Here is a 17,080-nt window from a genome sequence, read left to right on the forward strand (position 1 = left end):
AAACCGGCGCCGACCCGAGGTCACCCTCTGAACCCGGCGGGTCACGGCGCGCCCGCTCGCTCACGCACCTCGCCAGAGGTTGGCGAACGCCGCGTTCTCGATGGACCGGCGCTGGCGTACCGCTTCCAGTTCCATGACCGCGTCGTTGACGGCGGCCAGCACGGTCGTCACCGCGTCGTCGGTCACGACCGGTACGTCCACGCCCTGCTCGGCCGGAATCCCGACGGCCGCCGCGAGGGAGACGAGGACGGGCTCGTCGGCGGCCCAGCGGTGCAGGGCCCGGCGCCGGGCGGGCGAGTCGACCACGACCATCCGGACGGCTCCGAAAAGCAGTCGGCGTTGGCGTTGCCGGGTCAGCTGGCCGTCCGCCTCGAGGGCGGCCAGATGGACCGCGGCCAGGCCGCGCCCCCTGCGCCACAGCCAGTCCTCGACCGGCTCGTAGGGCACCTGACGTACGAGTGAGGACGCCGCCTCGGCCAGGAGGCGGTCCTCCGTCGTCGGCTCCGGGGCCGGCACGAGGCGGTCGCCGTCCAGGTGTACGGCGTCAGCGGCGAGGAGGTCGATCACCTCGGCCCCGGCGAGTGCGAGGGAGAGGTCGCCCTGCCCCACAGAGCGGTCCGGGTCCACGTCCATGGCGGTGATCAAGAGGTCCCTGGCCGTGGTCATAGATGGCTCCCCCACACAGTCTCCGGAGGGGCAAGCCTACGATCTTCGGCGGGGAAAGCCTACGAACCTCCACCGCTCGGCGCGGGTGCGCGCGGAGCGGAGCAGGGGGCCCGTCGCTCCATGCGACGGGCCCCCTGCTCCGTGTGAACCGTCCGCCCACGAGCGGCCGGGCGTCAGCCGCGGAAGATGTCCTTGGTCTTCTCCTTCGCCTGACGCGCGTCACCCTTGGCCTTCTCCACACGCCCCTCGGCCGTCATCCGCTCGTTGCCCACGGCACGACCCGTGGTCTCCTTGATCTTGCCCTTGGCCTGCTCGGCCTTGGCCTTGGCTTTCTGGTCGCGAGCCATGGAACTCACCTCTCGGTGCTCTCGGCATCAGGTGCTCACTGACCCGTGTGACCCTGGGCAGATCGTGTAAACATGCCTGGTCCATGGAGTTCGCGGAGTCCGTGGGTTTCATGGGGTCCGTGAGGTCCGTGAGGTCCGTGAGGTCCGTGAAGTCCGTGAAGTCCGTGGAGATCGCGCATCACGCAGGAGCTACAGCCGCCGGAGCACCGCCCCGGCCATGGCCGCCTCGCCCTTGGCGTTGGGGTGTGCGGGGGCGGCGGGTGATGCGGGCTGCAGTGGCTCGATCCACCGGTCGGCGGGTGCTTTGCACATGTCGTGCCCGACGGTGGGTTTGTACGTGTCGACGTAGTCGGCACGGCTGAACAGGGCCACCGCGCGCATCATCAGGTTGAGCCGCTTCCCTACGTCACGCAGGTAGGCGAAGTCCTTGGCGGCGAAGGGGACGGACGGATAGCAGCCGCTGCCGTCGTCGGGCAGGAGGTCCGGGTAGCCGACCACGAGCACCCGGGCGTGCGGGGCCCTGTCGTGCACGGCGCGCAGCACCCGCGCGATCTTGGGGGCCGTCTCGATGATGTTCCGCGTCAGCTGGTCGAAGCCCGGGGAGTTGTAGTACTGCTGGCAGGGGTTGCCCGACGGGTCCTTGGAACTCAGCGCGGCACAGGTGCCGATGATGGAGCCGAAGCCGATGTCGTTGCCGCCTATCTGCACGGTCACCAGATCCGTGGAGCGCTCGACGGCGTCCAGTTGGGGTCCGTTGGTTCCCTGCGCCTTCCACATGTTGTCGGTCGTCGCACCGGCGCAGCTCACGTCCGTGAACGATCGGGTCGGCCGCCGCGTCGCGACGAGCGAGGGGTAGTTCTGGTCGGAGCGGGCGCAGTTGGCGTCCACCTGACGAGGGATCAGGGGTCCGGAGGTGTACGAGTCGCCGAGCGCCACGTAGTCGACTCCCCGGTGGGAGTGCGATCCGCTCGCGACAGCGGGAGACGCGGAGGCGACGCCGAGGAGCAGGACACCACAACCGAGGGCGGCTCCCAGCGCGGAGGCATGTCGTCGTCTTCGGGTGGCGTCGCCCCGGACCACGTGATGGTTCATCATCTCTCCTCCGTCGACACTGACGCGGCGTTCCTTGCACGCTCAACATCGCTTGTATACCGGCCGGTAGGTCGCTGGAGAAGAGATCTGTCACATATGCGGGAAACCCCGTCCCCCCGAGTACCGGAGACGGGGTCTCGCAGCGCACCCGCCGCGGTACGGCGAGGGGCGTCGGGTCATGCGCCGTCAGGCGATGGTTCCGCCGCCGTCGACGTACACGGTGGTGCCCGTCGCGTAGGCGTTGCCGGTGACGAAGAGCACCGCCTGGGCGACGTCGGCCGCCTCCCCCACGCGTCCCACGGGCAGGCGTTGCGTCGCCGCCTCGTACATCCGCTCGCGGGCGGTGACGTCCATGCCCTCCCAGAGCGGGGTCCGCAGCAGCCCCGGCAAGACGGCGTTGACGCGCAGCGGCGCGTACTCCAGGGCCAGGCCGCGCACGAGGGCCTCGAGGGCCGCGTTGATGGCGCTCTGCAGGGCCGAGGCCCAGCCCGGCCGCTGGGATAGGTAGCCGGCGAGCAGTGTCAGCGACCCGGAGGGACGGACGCGGACGGACCCGGGGATGCGGTACGCGCCCCAGAACTTGCTGTCCATGGCGGCGTACGCGTCGGCCAGCGGCAGGGCGTCGACCCGCCCCATCGGGGTCTCCCCCGCCGAGACGACGACGTGGTCGAACTCCCCGGCGGTGGCGAGGCCGACACCGGAGGTGCCGCCGACGACCAGGACGCGCTGGTCTGCGTATGCGCTCATGACTGGTTCTGCTCCTGTACGTGGGGGGCGGGCCCGGTCAGGCCGCGGGACGGTCGCTGTGGTCCTCGGACCGTGCAGCTCCCGAAGAGGGCGGGCGGGTCCATGCGCTCCCGGACGTTGCCGGAGTATTCGAGCACGAGGTGAGGCATGGAACGGGGACTCCTTGGGGTAGGGCGACCGGGCGGGCGGCCGTCAGCGCGCGTCGGCGGTCTTCAGAGCGGGCTCGGACCCGGCCTTGGACGCGGCGGCCGTCGGTGCCGTCGCGGTGGTCGTCTGCCGCCCGGGCAGGCCGACCGCGCTGAGCACGGCGCTGATCGCGAGGGCCACCACGGCGCAGAGCAGGGCCGCGCGCAGGCCGGACAGGAAGTGGTCGGAGGCGGCCTGGCCGACGAGCAGACCCATGACCGCGACCCCGATGAGGCCGCCCAGCTGACGCGAGGCGTTGAGGACACCGGAGGCGATACCGGCGTTGGCCGGGTCCACGGAGCCGAGCATGGCGTTGGTCATGGAGGGGACGACCAGGCCGATGCCGAATCCGGCGACGACGAACTGCGCGGTCATCTGCGTGTACGCCCCGGAGTCGACGACGGGGACCGTGGCCAGGTAGCCGAGGACGGCGAGGGTGTTGCCGGTGATCAGTACGGTCCGGGCGCCGTAGCGCTTGACCAGCGGACCGCACGACAGGTTCGCGATCATGATGGCGGCCGTCATCGGCAGGAACGCGAGTCCGGCGCCGATGGGCGAGTAGTCCCAGACCTGCTGGAAGAAGAGGCTGAAGACGAAGATCAGGCCGTAGAAGGCGAAGTTCAGCAACACGCCGATGAGGGACGTGGAACTGAACGCCCGTCGGCCGAACAGATGGAGGGGCAGCATCGGGTCGCCACTGCGGCGCTCCACCACGAGGAAGCCGAGCAGCGCGACCAGGAAGACGGCCAGGCAGGTCAGAACGGTGGCCGAGGACCAGCCCCGCGCGTTGGCCTCCACGATCGCCCCGGTGAACGCGCCAAGGCCGACGACGGCGAGCAACTGACCGGGCAGGTCCAGCGAGCGGCGGACCGAGGCGTCGCGCGCGGGGGCGGGCCGGGCGCGGGCCCGCACGAGCACGATGCCGACGGCGGCGATGGGGACGTTGACGTAGAAGATCGAGCGCCAGCCGAGCGAGTCGACCAGCAGGCCGCCCACGACCGGGCCGAGCGCGAGGGCGAGTCCGCCGGCCGCGGCCCAGAGGCTCACGGCGCGCGTGCGTTCCGCCGGGTCGGGGAAGTTGGTGTTCACGATCGACAGCGAGGACGGCACGATCATCGCGGCGCCGACGCCCTGGACCACGCGGGCGGCGATGAGGGCGACCAACGAGGGGGCGGCGCCGCAGGCCAGGGACGTCACGGCGAACAACGCGAAGCCCGCCATGAAGATCTGCTTGGGGTCGTAACGGTCGCCCATGGCGCCGGCGGTCAGGAGGAAGGCCGCGAAGGTGAGCGTGTAGCCGTTGATCACCCACTCAAGACCGGACAGACTGCCGCCGAAGTCCGCGCCGAGCGCCTTGGTGGCGACGTTCACGACGCTGACGTCCAGGATGACGACCACGAAACCGAGGCAGGCCGCGAACAGCGTCAGTCCCGGCCGGGACTTGTGGGGTTGGGTCTGAGGCACGGTTTTCCTTCCGTCGTGCCGGAGGGCGGTGGGGGGCCGGAGCCGGGCGATACGCAGCGGGCTCCGGTAGAATGTTCGTCTACAAGCGAACACTCCGAGTGTACGCAGATCATCGAACACTCTGCAATCCGTGTACGGCACGCCTCACGGACCAAGCGAGTCGGGACGGAGCAACCAGCCATGACGGCACAGAGCCGAGAGTCGACGGCACGGGGCGGGCGGGCGACCGTGGAGAGCCGACAGCCGACGGCAGCCACGAGTCACCGCACGCCGCCGGTCCACACTCGCCCGGGCGACGTACCGCTGGAGGCGGCGCTGCTCGCCCTCGCCGACCCGGTCCGCCAGACCCTCGTAAGGGAGTTGGCCGGGGCCGCCGACTGGGAACGGTCGTGCGGCAGCTTCGACGTGCCGGTCACCAAAGCGACCCTCAGCCGCCACTTCGCCGTACTGCGCGAGGCCGGCCTCCTGGAGCAGCGCGACGCCGGACCCAAGAGGCTCAACCGGCTGCGCCGCGCCGAGTTCGACGAGCGCTTCCCCGGCCTCCTCGCCCTGGTCCTGCGCACCGAGGACACCAAGGACACTGGGGACACCGAGAACACGGCCTGAACACCTCATCGGGAAGCCCCCGCCGGCAGACCCCGGCGCGCCGCGCCGCTGCGCAGCACGCGGTCGCGCAGCGCCTTCGCCCAACCGAGGGTGCCGAGATGGAGGACGACCCCGTAGTTGGCGCCCACGTGGTTGACCACGGTGCGATAGCCGGTGACCCGGGCGGTGCGCGGGCCGAGCGCCGGGTCGACGACGCCGACGTTGGTGATGCAGATCCCGGCGGCCGACCGGACGGCCGCGGTCTGCTCCACCGCTCGCCGGATCACCGCGTGGTCGCGCAGGGGCGGGCGCCACGCGGCGTCCGCCCGCGCCGGCGCCGCGGCGTAGTCACGGGCTTCGTCGGCCGGATCGCCCCGGACGACCCGCACGGGAACGTTCAGGATGACGTTGATGAAACAGCCCACGTCCGGCAGTTCGGCGCTCTCCTCGTATCGTCGCCGCAGCGACACGGCCGTGCACAGATTCACCTCCGAACGGCCCGTGACCTCGGCGTACGAGTCGGCCAGCGCGACCGCGAAGAACTGATTGACCGTCACCCTCCGCTCCCGTCACCAGGACTTGAGGGCCAGGCTCTCCTCCCAGGTGAACGCCAACAGGACGAAGTCCGCGGCCCGCTCGTCCCACGGCCGATGCGCCGCGAACGGCAGGGGATCGGGCCGCGGCACGAACTCCCGTACCGGGGCGTCCGGCCGCGCGGGGGGACGGTACGTCAACTCGTCGCATCGCGTGGTTGCGGGTGAAGTAGAGATGCGACGCCCCCGCGCCCGGGTCGCGGACGAGGCGTAGCCGCCACAGTGGACCACCGGTCTCCAGCACGTCGTTGAGCTCCCCGCACAGTACGTCGTCGGCCGATTCCGGCGTGCCGGGCGGGTCGTGTCGGATCTGTCCGGGCCGGGGTCCGGGGCCGGTGGTGAACCACAGGCCGTCGGGCCGCTCCTCGATGCGTAACGACAGCAGCGGCGGCTCGGCGGCCACCGCTCGGCGCCGCTCCGGAAGTGCTCGGGGGCGAGGTCGCCGCGCACCGTGACATGCGTGGTGACCTGCGTGGTGCCGTGCATCAGCGCGTGGGTGCGGGCGAACGCCGCCTCGACGTCACTGAGTCGGCGCAGCGGGGTCACGACGTCAGTGGACGCAAGCCGCCGACGGCAGGCCCCCTGCACGTCGAACTGCGCGCCCTCCTGCGGATCGCGCTCACCGGTGTCCTCTCCTGGACCCGCACCTCGAACGCGCCCCTCCGGAACCGCTGACGGCACCGGCCGCAACGAGCGAACCCCGCCTCCGGAGTACCGGAGGCGGGGTTTCGTGGAGCGCCGGGCAGGCCTTGCACCTGCATCTCCCCGCAGGAAGCGGGGCGTCTTTCCTTGGACCACCAACGCGAGGTCTGCCGCCGAGACTTCCAGCGGTCCGCTCAAGATCAATCATAGCGCATTCCAAGCCGCCGACGGCGCACGCGTCAGGCGGCCGACGGTCTGGCGTACTGGAGAAGGTGGTCGGCGAGCAGGTGCAGAACCGCCTGGCTGTGGTCGCTGTTGCGGTCGACGAGCCAGGTCATGTTCAGGCCGTCGATCACCGAGTGCACGTACCGCGCGAGGATCGGCACGGGCTGCGTCCACTCGATCCCGGCGTTGTCGGCGGCCAGTTCGAGCAGGGAGGCGAAGGCGGCCAGGAAGATCTCGTACTGTCTCCTGGCGATGTTCTCGAAGCCGGGATTGCGCAGCGCGTACTGGGTGAGCTCGTAACTAATCTGGTGCTCGCCGGGGTTGGCCTCGAACCCCTTCCAGAACGCGTGCAGACTGTCGAGGACGCTGTCGCGGATGTCCCGGTGCGGCGCGAACAGGCCCCGGACCTCGGCGACGTAGCGCTCGGTGAGGGTCTCGGTGACGCGTTCGAGGAGCTGCGCCCTGGAGTCGAAGCAGTAGTGGAAGGCCCCGAGGGTCATACCGGCCTCGTTGACGATCGCACGGGTGGTGGCCTTGGCCACGCCGTCACGCGTCATGACCCGGATCGCGGCCTCGAGGAGCTCGGCCCTCCGGTCGCTCGCCGCCATACGGGACACACGATCTCCCCTCTTCACCTGCGGGTTCGTCCGCCAGGATAGCCAGACCCACGGGCCGCGCGTCGGTTCGGAGCGCGGATCCGCCGAGAAGTAAGTCAAACGTCCAAGACTCTTGACTTACTTCCGCGTGGTGGGCGACCGTAGCGGAACCCGACGCCTGGCACGAGCCCCCTCAGGAGGCGGAAGTGCGACCGCAAGCCACTGTCGTTCTGGACGGATTCGGCACGCTGGAGTCCCTGCGCTGGCACGACGGCGCGCTGTGGTTCTGCGACTTCGCCCACGGGACGGTGCACCGCTGGGACACCCTCGGGGAGCCGGAGACCGTGCTGGAGGTCCCCGGCCGGGCGGGCGGCCTCGGCTGGCTGCCCGACGGACGGATGCTGGTCGTCTCGATGGACGGACGCCGCGTCCACCGCCAGGAACCGGACGGCTCCCTGGTCGTGCACGCGGACCTCGGCGACATCGCCGGCGGCCCGGTCAACGACATGCTCGTCGACGGGCAGGGCCGCGCCTACGTGGGCAATTTCGGCTTCGACTACCACGGCTTCGTCCGACAGCGGCCCAACGCCATGCTCTACGCACCGCCGGGCCCGCCCAGGGCCCCGCTCGCCTGCCTGTCGCCTGGAGGCGAACTGCTGGGCCTGAGCGAGCCGTTGGTGTTCCCCAACGGCTGCTTCCTCATCGACGAGGGGCGGACCCTACTGGTCGCCGAGACACTGGCGATGCGGCTCACCGCGCTGCCCGTGCTGCCGGACGGACGGCTCGGCCCGCCGCGCCCCTGGGCCCCGCTGGTCCCGGCCTGGCTGTGGAGGTCCCTCAACAGTCCCGGGCTGCGTGGCCGGATCACCCGGCGGGTCTCGTCCCTGCTGGACCACCAGGCGATCGCCGACCGCTCCGACACCCCCATCGCCCCGGACGGCATCGCACCGGGCAAGGACGGCACGGCCTGGGTCGCCAACGCGCTGCGCGGCGAGTGCGTCCGGGTCGGCCCCGGCGGCACGATCCTGGACCGCGTCGCCACCAGCCAACGTACGCTCAGCTGCCTGGTCGCGGGCCCGCGCGGTGACACCCTGTACGCCGCCACCGTCCCCACCGACGACCCGGAACGCGCGGCACAGCTCGACGGCGCACGGCTGGAGGCGTACGTCCTGCCGTCGTGACCCCGGACGCACGGGCCTCCCCGACGGCCGGCCCGCCCCCTCCGCTCGCGGACACGCGCACTCCGTCCACGGGGCCATCCCCCGCCCGCCTCCCGGGAGTTCACATGCACGGACATCGAACGGGCGACGGCGCCCACGACGACACCTCGTACGGCAGCGGCGGCACATGCCAGGGGAGGCCGCGATGAGCGTGGTCCTGGTGACCGGCGCGGCCAGTGGCATCGGCGCCGCCACCGCGCGCGAGGCGGTGCGCCGCGGCCATCGGGTCGCCCTCGCCGACATCGACCTGGCCGGTGCCACCCGCCTCGCCGACCGACTCGGCCCCGCCGCCTGCGCGATCCCCCTCGACATCCGCGACCAGGACGCCTGGGAGGAGGCCTTCGACGCCGTCGCGGCCCGGCTCGGCCCCGTCGAGGTTCTCGTCAACAACGCCGGGATCATCCACACGGGATACGCACGCCAGTTGTCCCTGGAACAGCACCGCCACATGGTCGAGGTCAACCTGCTCGGCCCGATGACCGGGACGCTGACCGCGCTGCCCCGGATGCGCGCCCAGGGGCACGGGCACATCATCACCGTCTGCAGCATGAGCGCGTTCCTGCCGCTGTCCGGCTACACCACCTACGGCGCGACCAAGCACGGGCTGCGCGCCTTCCACCACAGCGTGGCGATCGAGGAACGGGGCGGACCGGTGACGTTCAGCATCATCCACCCGCCCGGCACCCGGACGCCGATGCTGGAGCAGGAGATGGCCGACCCCAGCGCGGTGATCACCTTCGCCGAGAAGCCGCTCACCCCCGAGAAGGTCGCCTCGGTCATCGTCGACGCGATCGTGAAGAAGCCGGTCGAAGTCGTCCACCCCGCCGTCGGCGGACGCGTTCAGCGGGTCGCCGGGGTGTTCCCCCGGCTGATGCGCTTCGTGATCCCCAGGGTGGCGGCCATGGCGGAACGCCGCAGTAGGAGCATCGCCCCGGCCACGGCCGTGGTGCGCGAGCGAGGAGACGACAACCGATGACCACCGACACCGCCACCACCCCGGCCCGGTCCGCCCCCGCGGAACAGGGGCGCTTCGACCGGTTGCGGGCGGCGACCGCGGGCCTGGAGCCGCCCTTCGGCGTCATCGATCTGGACGCCTTCGACGCCAACGCCGTCGACCTCGAACGCCGCGCGGGCGGCAAACCGATACGGCTCGCGAGCAAGTCGCTGCGCTCGCGCGCCCTCATCCGCCGGGCTCTCGCCCGTCCCGGGTTCCAGGGCATCCTCGGCTTCACGCTGCCCGAAGCCCTGTGGCTGGCCGAGGAGTTCGAGGACGTGGTCGTCGGCTACCCGACCACCGACGCCACCGCGCTGCGCCGGCTGGCCGCCGACGAACAGCTCGCCTCCCGGATCACCCTGATGGTGGACTCCGTCGAGCACCTCGACCTCGTGGACGCCGCGACCGGCCCCCGGCAGACCCGTGTCCGCGTCTGCCTGGAACTGGACGCCGCCCTGCGACTGGCGGGCGGCCGTCTCCATCTCGGGCCGCGCAGGTCGCCGGTGCACACGCCGCGGGAGGCGGCCGCGTTCGCCCGCGCGGTCGCGGCCCGTCCGGGCTTCGAACTGGCCGGGATCATGGGGTACGAGGGCCAGGTCGCCGGCCTCGGCGACAACCAGCCCGGCTCGCTGCTCAAGCGGGCCGTCGTGCGCGCGATGCAGCGTTCCTCCGTCGAGGAACTACGCCAGCGACGGGAGGCCGCGGTCGCCGCCGTACGTGCCGTCACCCCACTGCGGTTCGTCAACGGCGGCGGCACCGGCAGCCTGGAGACCACCACGCGGGAGGACGCCGTGACCGAACTCGCGGCGGGCTCCGGCCTGTACGGTCCTGGGCTCTTCGACTTCTACCGGTCCTTCCGGCCCGTCCCCGCCGCGTACTTCGTGCTGCCCGTCGTACGCCGCCCCTCCCCGAAGATCGCGACGCTCCTGGGCGGCGGCTGGATCGCGTCGGGGCCGCCCGGCAAGGACCGGCTGCCCACTCTGGCCTGGCCCCCCGGCCTGCGCGTCACCGCCACCGAAGCGGCGGGCGAGGTGCAGACCCCGCTGCTCGGCAAGCCCGCGCAGGTCCTGCGCATCGGAGACCGGGTGTGGCTGCGGCACGCCAAGGCCGGTGAACTGTGCGAGCGGGTCGGCGAACTCCACCTGGTCAGCGGCGGCGAGGTGGTCGACACCGTACCGACGTACCGGGGCGAGGGCCGGCACTTCCTGTGACGGCCCGTCCTCCGGGCAAGGTGACACCATGACCCGCATCACCGACCGAACCGTCCTCGTCGTCGGTGCCTCCTCGGGCATCGGCGCGGAGGTCGCACGCCGACTCGCACACCACGGCAACCGGCTGGTCATCACGGCACGGCGCGCGCCCGAACTCGCCTCCGTGGCCGAGGAGATCCGAGCTGCGGGCAGCGCCTGCCTGGACATCGCCGCCGACGCCCTGGACCCGGGGGCGTCCTCCGCCGTGGTGGCCGCGTGCGTCGCGGAGTACGGATCCGTCGACATCGCGCTCCTCAACGCCGGCCAGGGACCGGACATGTCCATGGACCAGGTCACCGTGGCCGACATCGCACGGATCACGGCCCTGAACTACGACGTCGTCGTCCACTACCTCGTCCCGCTGATCGCACAGATGAAAACCCAGCGCGACGGAGGACTGATCGCCCACACCAACTCGCTGGCCGGCCTGATGGGCATCCCCCGCCAGGGCCCCTACTCCGCCGCGAAGGCCGCTGCCCGCACCCTCATCGACACCGCACGCGTCGAACTCGCTCCCCACGGCATCCGGTTCACCACCGTCCACCCGGGCTTCGTCGCAACCGACCGCGTCGGAGCCGACGGTCTCCCCAAGCCCTTCCAAGTCAGCCAGAACCGCGCGGCACGACACGTCGTACGCGCCCTGGAAAGAGAACCGGCACAGGCCTACTTCCCCTGGACCACGACAACCCTGGTCCGCACCCTGCGCACCCTCCCCACGCCGCTCTCCGCCCTGATACTCCGAAAGCTGGCCTCGAGCTAGAAGTGGGAGTGACTTCAGGGTTCGATGACGAGGCGTTCCACGAGGTCGCCGCGGAGCGTGAACCGGTAGCGCAGGTCGACGGTCCCGCCGGGGAAGTCGCCCTCGAGGTGGTGCGTGGCGGAGTAGTGGCTCGCGTCGGTGCGCTCGGCCCCGGTGAGATCGATGGTGTACGTGAACTCGGTCGCCGACCGGTTCAGCCACCGCTCGATGGCGGCGGTGCCCTGGTAGGTGTTGCCGTCGTCGATCACCGTCGCGTCCCGGGTGAACGCGGCGATGGCCACGGCGGTGTCGTGGGCGCGGTGCGCCGTGAGGTAGCGGGTGATCACCTCGGGCAGGGTGTCCGGAGCGATGGCCTGGGGCTGGTCGTGCTTCATGGCGGGCCTCTCGGTTGTGGCGTCTTTCAGGTGCTGTGGGTGAGGGCGGTTCACACCGTGGGGGTGGTGCCGCCGTCGATGACGTGCTCGGCGCCGACGATGGCCGAGGCGCGGTCGGAGACGAGGAAGGCGACGAGTTCGGCCACTTCCTCGGGACGGTTGGGACGGCCGAGGGGGATCCCGCCGAGGGAGTCCATGAGCCGGGCCAGTGCCGCGTCCTGGGTGATGCCGGCGTCGTAGGCGATCCTGGCCACCAGGTTGTCGGCGGCGGCGGTCTGGACGAAGCCGGGCGAGACGGTGTTGACGCGGATGCCGTGCGGGGCGACCTCGTTGGCGAGGCCCTTGCTGTAGGTGGTCAGGGCGGCCTTGGCGGCGGCGTAGGCGAGGGTGCCGTTCCACAGCGGCATGCGGCGCTGGATCGATGTGACGTGCACGATGGCGCCCTTTCCGGCCGCGATCATGCCGGGCAGCAGTCCGCGGTCCAGGCGGACGGCGGCCAGCAGGTTGACGTTCAGTTCCCTGGCCCAGTCGTCCTCGCCGAGTGCCGCGAAGCCCCCGGCGGGCGCCTCGGAGCCGCCGAGGGTGTTGACCAGGATGTCGACGCCTCCGAGCCGGGCCTCCACCTCACCGACCACCCGTGCGGCGCCCTCGGCCGTGGACAGGTCGGCGGCGATGAACGTCTTCTCCTCGACCTCGTCGGGACGGCTGCGGGCAGTGACGAGTACGGTCGCGCCGGCCTGGGCGAGGCGTCGGGCGATGGCGGCTCCGGTGCCCTTGGTGCCGCCGGTGACCAGGGCTCGACGGCCGTCGAGGGATTCGCCGGGGTGAGTGGCCATGGTGCGCTCCGTTCCCGGGTGCGGGCATGCCGAGCAGCGCCGCCCCGTTACTGCTAAAATAGAAGGTACTAACTTCGACTTTAGCAGTAACTGAAGGGACGGTCGCCGTGGCGAGCCGCATCAGGCTGGAGGACCGGGAGTGCCCGCTGTCCACGACGGTGGAACACGTGGGCGAGTGGTGGACGCTGCTGATCCTCCACGACGCCTTCGACGGCTACACCCGCTTCGACCAGTTCCAGGAGAACCTGGGAATCTCCTCCAGCATGCTCACGGCCCGGCTCAAGAGCCTCGTCGCGGACGGACTGCTGGAGCGTCGGCCGTACCGGACCAACCCCGTACGCCACGAGTACGTCCTGACGGAACGCGGTCGTTCGCTCCGCCCGGTGATAGTCGCCCTGGCCGCCTGGGGCAACGCGCGGCTGGCGCCGCAGGACCGCAGCATGATCCTCGTCGACGCGGACAGCGGCGAGGAGGTCGAGCCCGTCGTCGTCGACGCCAGGACCGGCCGCCGGCTCGACGACAGCGACGCCTTCGTCTTCACGGCGGGCCCCGCGGCGAGCCCCGCCATGCGCGACCGCTACCCGAACGGGTCGAAGACGCAGAGGTGAGCGGCCTCGGCGACTGAACGCCGCGACCGCTCAGCCCGGTGGGGGAAAGCGATGTCCGGGCGGCACGTCCCGCGGGGGCAGCTCGCGTCCCAGGCGGGCGAGGGGGGACAGGGCCATCAGCGCCGGGGACAGCATCATGCCGGCGGCCGTCACCAGGAGGCTGGTGCGCAGCCCCCACTCCCCCGCGAGAAAGCCGCCGAGCAGCGAGCCGAGCGGGGCGGCCCCCATGCCGACGAACGTGATCGTCGCGGCGACGCGGCCTTGCATCCCGTCCGGGGTGACGGCCTGCCGCACGGCCATGACCGTGACGTTCACCAGTTGGCCGAAGGTCCCGAACACGAAGTTGACCGCGACGAGCGAGGGGATCGTCACCGCGGAGGGGCCGCTCAGCGCGGGCACACACAGCATCACGCCGTCGCCGAGCGCCGCCGCCGACACGAGCACCACGCCGTGACCGAACCGGCCCGGGAGCCGGGCGGCCAGCACAGAACCCAGGAGCGCGCCCGGCCCCGTGGCGGCGAGTGTCATCCCCACGACGCTGCCCGACAGGTGCAAGTCCCTTGGCAGGAAGAGCAGATAGCCGGTCATCGTCGCCGCGAAGGAGAACTGGAAGGCGGTCGAGGCCAGGCCCACGGTCCGTAGCCAGGTGTCCCCGGCGACGAAGCGCAGGCCCTCGTGGATCCGGCGCCAGACCCGAGGGGCCCGTCCCGACCGCTCGGGGACCGATTCGCGGCGCCGGATCCGCCGGATCGACAGGAACGACCCCGCGAAGGACAGGGCGCAGGACGCGGCGGCGATCGGCGCCGACAGGAGGGACACCAGCACGCCGCCCAGGGCGGGGCCGACGATCTGCGCCGCCGAGCGGCTGCCCTCGATCGCGCTGGTGGCCCGCGTCAACCGGTCGCGTTCCACCAGTCGTACGAGAGAGGTCTGGTACGCCACGTCGAAGAACACCGACAGGACCCCGACCGTGAAGGCGACCACGAGGAGTGTCGGCAGGCCGAGCCCGCCGAGGAGTCCGGCCAGGGCGGCGCCGCCCAGCGCCAGGGCCCGGCCGAGGTCCGCCAGCACCATCACCGTGCGGGTCCGCCATCGGTCCACCCACGCGCCGACGAGGAGCGCGAGCAGCAGGGTCGGCGCCTGCCCCACCGCGCGGAGGACGCCCAGGCGGCCGGCATCGGCGTCGAGTGTGAGAACCGCGATCAGCGGAAGGACCACCAGGCTCGCGTGCTCACCGAGTTGAGAGGCCGTCTGTCCCACCCACAGCCGGCGGAAGTCGGCGTCGCGCCGGAGGGCCGACGGAACAGGACGCCCCGAGCCGGACGCGGCGGAGGACGAGGACGACGACGACGAGGACGAGGACGACGAGGACGACGAGGAGGAGGACGGACAGGAGGAAGCGTCCGGCACAGGAAAACCCCTTGGATCGCGCAAGACAGAGTCCGCCACCCAGCGCACGTCGAGGACGCCGACGGTTCAGGTGGGGGAAGGCTCGCTGTGCCGCGCATCAAGGGCAGCACGCGATGACGGGCCGCTCAGGGCCTACGACGTCAACGCGCGCTCGGACGACCGGGCATGTCTCGACTCCTCGGGAATCACACTCGTTACCGGCACCCTAACCTCCGACCGATCGGCGCGAAAGGGGAATACCTACGCGGCAGTTGAGGTGTTCAGGTCCCGGTTTACGGCATGGGCGGCGCCCTCGAGGGTCGTGACGCCGTCGGCCATCGTGCGGTTGTCCTGGGAGAGCACGACCAGTCCGTAGTCGTGGCCGCCGCCGGTGAACACACCGACGCTGTGCACCCGCCAGCCGTGGGTGTCGCGCGGCAACCAGCCGTTCTTGACCTGAACGGTCGCCGTCGCGGGGGCCCCGGCGGGCGTTCCCCAACGCTGCTCGGGGACGACCCGGTTCATCAGCCGGAGGGCGTAGGTGCGCGCGTCCCGGTCGAGGACGGAGTTGTCCGAGGTGAGCAGCCGGAGCAGCCTCAGCTGGTCCTCGGCCGTGACCTGGGTGTGCCCCCAGTAGCCCTTGGGCCCGGGGACGGTGTCCCCCATCCCTGCCAGGGTCAGGAAGTGTTGGATGCCGGCGTGGCCGATCTGGTGCCACAGGGCGTTCGTCGCGTCGTTGTCCGACTTGGTGATCATGGCGGTGGTCAGTTCCACCTCGTGAGCGGTCAGGGCCCGGTGCTGCTCCATGCTCTGGCGCAGCAGCGCCCCCAATATCGTGACCTTGACCACGCTCGCCGAGTCGAAGGCGGTGTCGGCCCGGAAGTCGCACGAGGTCCCCGTGGCACGGTCGTACAGCGCGAGCGCCGCGGCGTGGTCCCGCCCGTGCAGCGCTCCCGCGATGTCCTTGGACAGCCGGGCCGCGAGCCCTGGCCGCTGTGAGGTGCACTTCACCTGGGAGCCGCCGACGGTGGCGGTGGCTTCGGAGGTGGCGTCGGCGGTGCTCGCCTGGGCCGGGGTGGCGGCGAAGAGCGCCGCGAGCGCCGACCCGGCCGCCGCGGTCGCGGCCAGTCCACGCCGCGCGCGGCGCAGTGCGTGCATGTCCGGCATGAAGATTCCCTGCTCTGTGTCTGCGGTCACATCGGGAGCCCGTTCGCGGGCCCCTCTCGATTCCCGAATGACGGCGACGCTACAGGGACGAAAGAGACCCCGGCGTGCGGTAAATAGGCTTATGTCTGAATTGGGAGGTTTTTAGCCGTGTGACATTCATCAACCCATTCCTCCCCGCGGAGGGTGGTCACACCTGGGGGGACGCCGGAGAAGGAACCTTCGACTCGGGGCCCCGGCGGCGTGGCACGGGCCCCAGCAGGACGTAGCCCGCCGAACCGGCGGCGAAGGCCAGCCGGATCAGGCCGCAGACGCGGTCCGAGGGCACCAACAAGGTACTGCCGTACAGGGAGAGCAGGGCGATCCAGCTCCACCACGGCACCAGACGACGCTGCCCGACCGCGTCCCACAGCAGGGTGCCGAGCAGGATCGAGGCGCTGTAGTACGTGTAGACACTCGGGTCCAGTGCGATGCGGGCATCGGCGCCGAGCAGCACGACCGCGGGCCAGCGGCCTCTGACTACCGCCAGCGCGCCGAGACCGAATCCCAGGAGCACTTGGGCCGGGCGGTCCCACCAGGGCGTGGCCGGGGCCAGGACGCCCAGCCAACGCAGCGCCGAGGCGGGCTGGTTGGCGATGGTGAATCTGGCGGCGGCAGCCGAGTTGAGATGGGTGACGTAGAACGGCAGCCACGCGACGGCCACCAGGCCGACCGTCCAGAGCGCGGAGTTGCGTCGTCGCGCGGCCGGGAGGGCGAGCAGCAGAGCCGTGAACGCCACTGCCCAGGGTTTCGAGTCCACCGCCAGCGCGAGCATGATGCCCACCGTGCGCCCTTGGCCCCGCACCAGAGCGCGTACGGCCAGAGTGGTGAAGAACAGCGCGAGTACGTCGTCCAAGTGGGCGAAGCGGACCGCCACTTCGACCCACATGGGAATGAAGGCCACCCCTGCCACGAGCACCCGCTGCTGGAGTCGGCGGTGGTTGAGTCCCGTGCCGCGGTTGTGGTCGGCCGCAGTGCGGCCGACCAGAACCAACATGTAGAGGCCGAGTGCGGACATCACCGCCTCCGCCAGCACCTCCGCCATGTGGGGTGGCAGCGGGGCGAACAGCGCGGCCGCCAGAAAGCTCACGGGGCCGATCTGCAACTCCGGATGGTTGGCGTAGATGGCGAGGCCGCCACCCGGAACGGCACCGAAGAGCAGCTGGCCCCCGGTGCGCAGGTAGTGCCAGGAGATCCCCCCGTGTCTCTGCACCAGCAGGAACCAGAGCAACGTCCACGCCGCCAGGACGACGATATGGGGTCGTATGCCCTTGCGTTCCTGTCGCATGACCCAGGGGACGGC

Annotated in this window: 21 protein-coding genes; 7 read left to right on the top strand and 14 right to left on the bottom strand. The window is 71.3% G+C overall.

Annotation, left to right across the window (positions count from 1 at the left end; all coding sequences use genetic code 11):
* Positions 1 to 60 precede the first annotated feature (60 nt).
* The 6 genes from FNV62_RS10355 to FNV62_RS10380 form a co-directional block, all read right to left on the bottom strand.
* Complete coding sequence (locus FNV62_RS10355; RefSeq protein ID WP_097283667.1) at positions 61 to 666, bottom strand: GOLPH3/VPS74 family protein; 606 nt, start codon at positions 664 to 666, stop codon at positions 61 to 63.
* Between the two features lie 173 nt (positions 667 to 839).
* A complete protein-coding gene (locus tag FNV62_RS10360; RefSeq protein WP_075025472.1) occupies positions 840 to 1,013 on the bottom strand; it encodes a CsbD family protein in 174 nt (57 codons plus the stop codon).
* A gap of 189 nt (positions 1,014 to 1,202) precedes the next feature.
* Complete coding sequence (locus tag FNV62_RS10365) at positions 1,203 to 2,105, bottom strand: SGNH/GDSL hydrolase family protein (protein ID WP_143651989.1); 903 nt, start codon at positions 2,103 to 2,105, stop codon at positions 1,203 to 1,205.
* Positions 2,106 to 2,291: 186 nt separating this feature from the next.
* Entirely contained in the window at positions 2,292 to 2,852 is a 561-nt protein-coding gene (locus tag FNV62_RS10370) for an SDR family oxidoreductase (RefSeq protein ID WP_143612737.1), read from the bottom strand.
* Positions 2,849 to 3,001 (bottom strand): hypothetical protein, encoded by a 153-nt coding sequence (locus tag FNV62_RS10375; RefSeq protein WP_164331649.1) that lies wholly within the window; start codon positions 2,999 to 3,001, stop codon positions 2,849 to 2,851. Before FNV62_RS10375 ends, FNV62_RS10370 begins: the two co-directional genes overlap by 4 nt.
* A gap of 43 nt (positions 3,002 to 3,044) precedes the next feature.
* Positions 3,045 to 4,502 carry an MFS transporter gene (locus FNV62_RS10380; protein ID WP_143612738.1) on the bottom strand — a complete coding sequence of 486 codons (1,458 nt, stop codon included), beginning with the start codon at positions 4,500 to 4,502 and terminating at the stop codon, positions 3,045 to 3,047.
* A 180-nt stretch (positions 4,503 to 4,682) separates the two neighbouring features.
* On the opposite strand from FNV62_RS10380, the gene FNV62_RS10385 reads away from it, so the two are divergent.
* Positions 4,683 to 5,108 (top strand): ArsR/SmtB family transcription factor, encoded by a 426-nt coding sequence (locus FNV62_RS10385; RefSeq protein WP_143600832.1) that lies wholly within the window; start codon positions 4,683 to 4,685, stop codon positions 5,106 to 5,108.
* Positions 5,109 to 5,113: 5 nt separating this feature from the next.
* Here FNV62_RS10385 and FNV62_RS10390 read toward each other — a convergent pair whose 3' ends face one another.
* Positions 5,114 to 5,644, bottom strand: coding sequence for a hypothetical protein (locus tag FNV62_RS10390; protein ID WP_143612739.1), 531 nt, complete (start codon positions 5,642 to 5,644; stop codon positions 5,114 to 5,116).
* 12 nt (positions 5,645 to 5,656) lie between these two features.
* Positions 5,657 to 5,821, bottom strand: a complete 165-nt coding sequence (locus FNV62_RS10395) for a hypothetical protein (RefSeq protein WP_164331651.1) — start codon at positions 5,819 to 5,821, stop codon at positions 5,657 to 5,659.
* A gap of 339 nt (positions 5,822 to 6,160) precedes the next feature.
* Between FNV62_RS10395 and FNV62_RS10400 the strand changes: the two genes are divergently transcribed.
* Positions 6,161 to 6,355 carry a hypothetical protein gene (locus tag FNV62_RS10400; protein WP_143612740.1) on the top strand — a complete coding sequence of 65 codons (195 nt, stop codon included), beginning with the start codon at positions 6,161 to 6,163 and terminating at the stop codon, positions 6,353 to 6,355.
* Between the two features lie 206 nt (positions 6,356 to 6,561).
* Here the strand turns inward: FNV62_RS10400 and FNV62_RS10405 are convergent, their stop codons facing one another.
* Positions 6,562 to 7,155: a TetR/AcrR family transcriptional regulator gene (locus FNV62_RS10405; protein ID WP_054228878.1), complete on the bottom strand. Its 594-nt coding sequence runs from the start codon at positions 7,153 to 7,155 to the stop codon at positions 6,562 to 6,564.
* 194 nt (positions 7,156 to 7,349) lie between these two features.
* On the opposite strand from FNV62_RS10405, the gene FNV62_RS10410 reads away from it, so the two are divergent.
* The 4 genes from FNV62_RS10410 (at position 7,350) to FNV62_RS10425 (ending at position 11,367) form a co-directional block, all read left to right on the top strand.
* Positions 7,350 to 8,324 (top strand): SMP-30/gluconolactonase/LRE family protein, encoded by a 975-nt coding sequence (locus FNV62_RS10410; RefSeq protein ID WP_097283673.1) that lies wholly within the window; start codon positions 7,350 to 7,352, stop codon positions 8,322 to 8,324.
* 184 nt (positions 8,325 to 8,508) lie between these two features.
* Positions 8,509 to 9,339 carry an SDR family NAD(P)-dependent oxidoreductase gene (locus tag FNV62_RS10415; RefSeq protein WP_143612741.1) on the top strand — a complete coding sequence of 277 codons (831 nt, stop codon included), beginning with the start codon at positions 8,509 to 8,511 and terminating at the stop codon, positions 9,337 to 9,339.
* Positions 9,336 to 10,568: an amino acid deaminase/aldolase gene (locus FNV62_RS10420; RefSeq protein WP_143612742.1), complete on the top strand. Its 1,233-nt coding sequence runs from the start codon at positions 9,336 to 9,338 to the stop codon at positions 10,566 to 10,568. The genes FNV62_RS10415 and FNV62_RS10420 overlap by 4 nt, the downstream gene beginning before the upstream one ends.
* Before the next feature lie 28 nt (positions 10,569 to 10,596).
* Entirely contained in the window at positions 10,597 to 11,367 is a 771-nt protein-coding gene (locus FNV62_RS10425) for an SDR family NAD(P)-dependent oxidoreductase (RefSeq protein ID WP_143612743.1), read from the top strand.
* A 14-nt stretch (positions 11,368 to 11,381) separates the two neighbouring features.
* On the opposite strand, the gene FNV62_RS10430 is transcribed toward FNV62_RS10425, so the two are convergent.
* Together FNV62_RS10430 and FNV62_RS10435 are read right to left on the bottom strand one after the other, a co-directional pair.
* Positions 11,382 to 11,741 (bottom strand): nuclear transport factor 2 family protein, encoded by a 360-nt coding sequence (locus FNV62_RS10430; protein ID WP_097283677.1) that lies wholly within the window; start codon positions 11,739 to 11,741, stop codon positions 11,382 to 11,384.
* Between the two features lie 50 nt (positions 11,742 to 11,791).
* On the bottom strand, positions 11,792 to 12,577 hold the full coding sequence (locus tag FNV62_RS10435) for an SDR family oxidoreductase (protein ID WP_060898978.1): 786 nt from the start codon (positions 12,575 to 12,577) through the stop codon (positions 11,792 to 11,794).
* Between the two features lie 107 nt (positions 12,578 to 12,684).
* Between FNV62_RS10435 and FNV62_RS10440 the strand changes: the two genes are divergently transcribed.
* A complete protein-coding gene (locus tag FNV62_RS10440; protein WP_186003067.1) occupies positions 12,685 to 13,185 on the top strand; it encodes a winged helix-turn-helix transcriptional regulator in 501 nt (166 codons plus the stop codon).
* Positions 13,186 to 13,215: 30 nt separating this feature from the next.
* Here FNV62_RS10440 and FNV62_RS10445 read toward each other — a convergent pair whose 3' ends face one another.
* The 3 genes from FNV62_RS10445 to FNV62_RS10455 all read right to left on the bottom strand — a co-directional run bounded on the left by FNV62_RS10445 (position 13,216) and on the right by FNV62_RS10455 (position 17,065).
* A complete protein-coding gene (locus FNV62_RS10445) occupies positions 13,216 to 14,595 on the bottom strand; it encodes an MFS transporter (protein WP_143612744.1) in 1,380 nt (459 codons plus the stop codon).
* Positions 14,596 to 14,835: 240 nt separating this feature from the next.
* Positions 14,836 to 15,732 (bottom strand): serine hydrolase, encoded by an 897-nt coding sequence (locus FNV62_RS10450; protein ID WP_143605312.1) that lies wholly within the window; start codon positions 15,730 to 15,732, stop codon positions 14,836 to 14,838.
* Between the two features lie 196 nt (positions 15,733 to 15,928).
* Positions 15,929 to 17,065, bottom strand: coding sequence for a hypothetical protein (locus FNV62_RS10455; RefSeq protein WP_225900225.1), 1,137 nt, complete (start codon positions 17,063 to 17,065; stop codon positions 15,929 to 15,931).
* Positions 17,066 to 17,080 lie beyond the last annotated feature (15 nt).

This window comes from Streptomyces sp. RLB3-17, assembly GCF_007113425.2.
Classification (GTDB): Bacteria; Actinomycetota; Actinomycetes; order Streptomycetales; family Streptomycetaceae; genus Streptomyces; species Streptomyces mirabilis_D.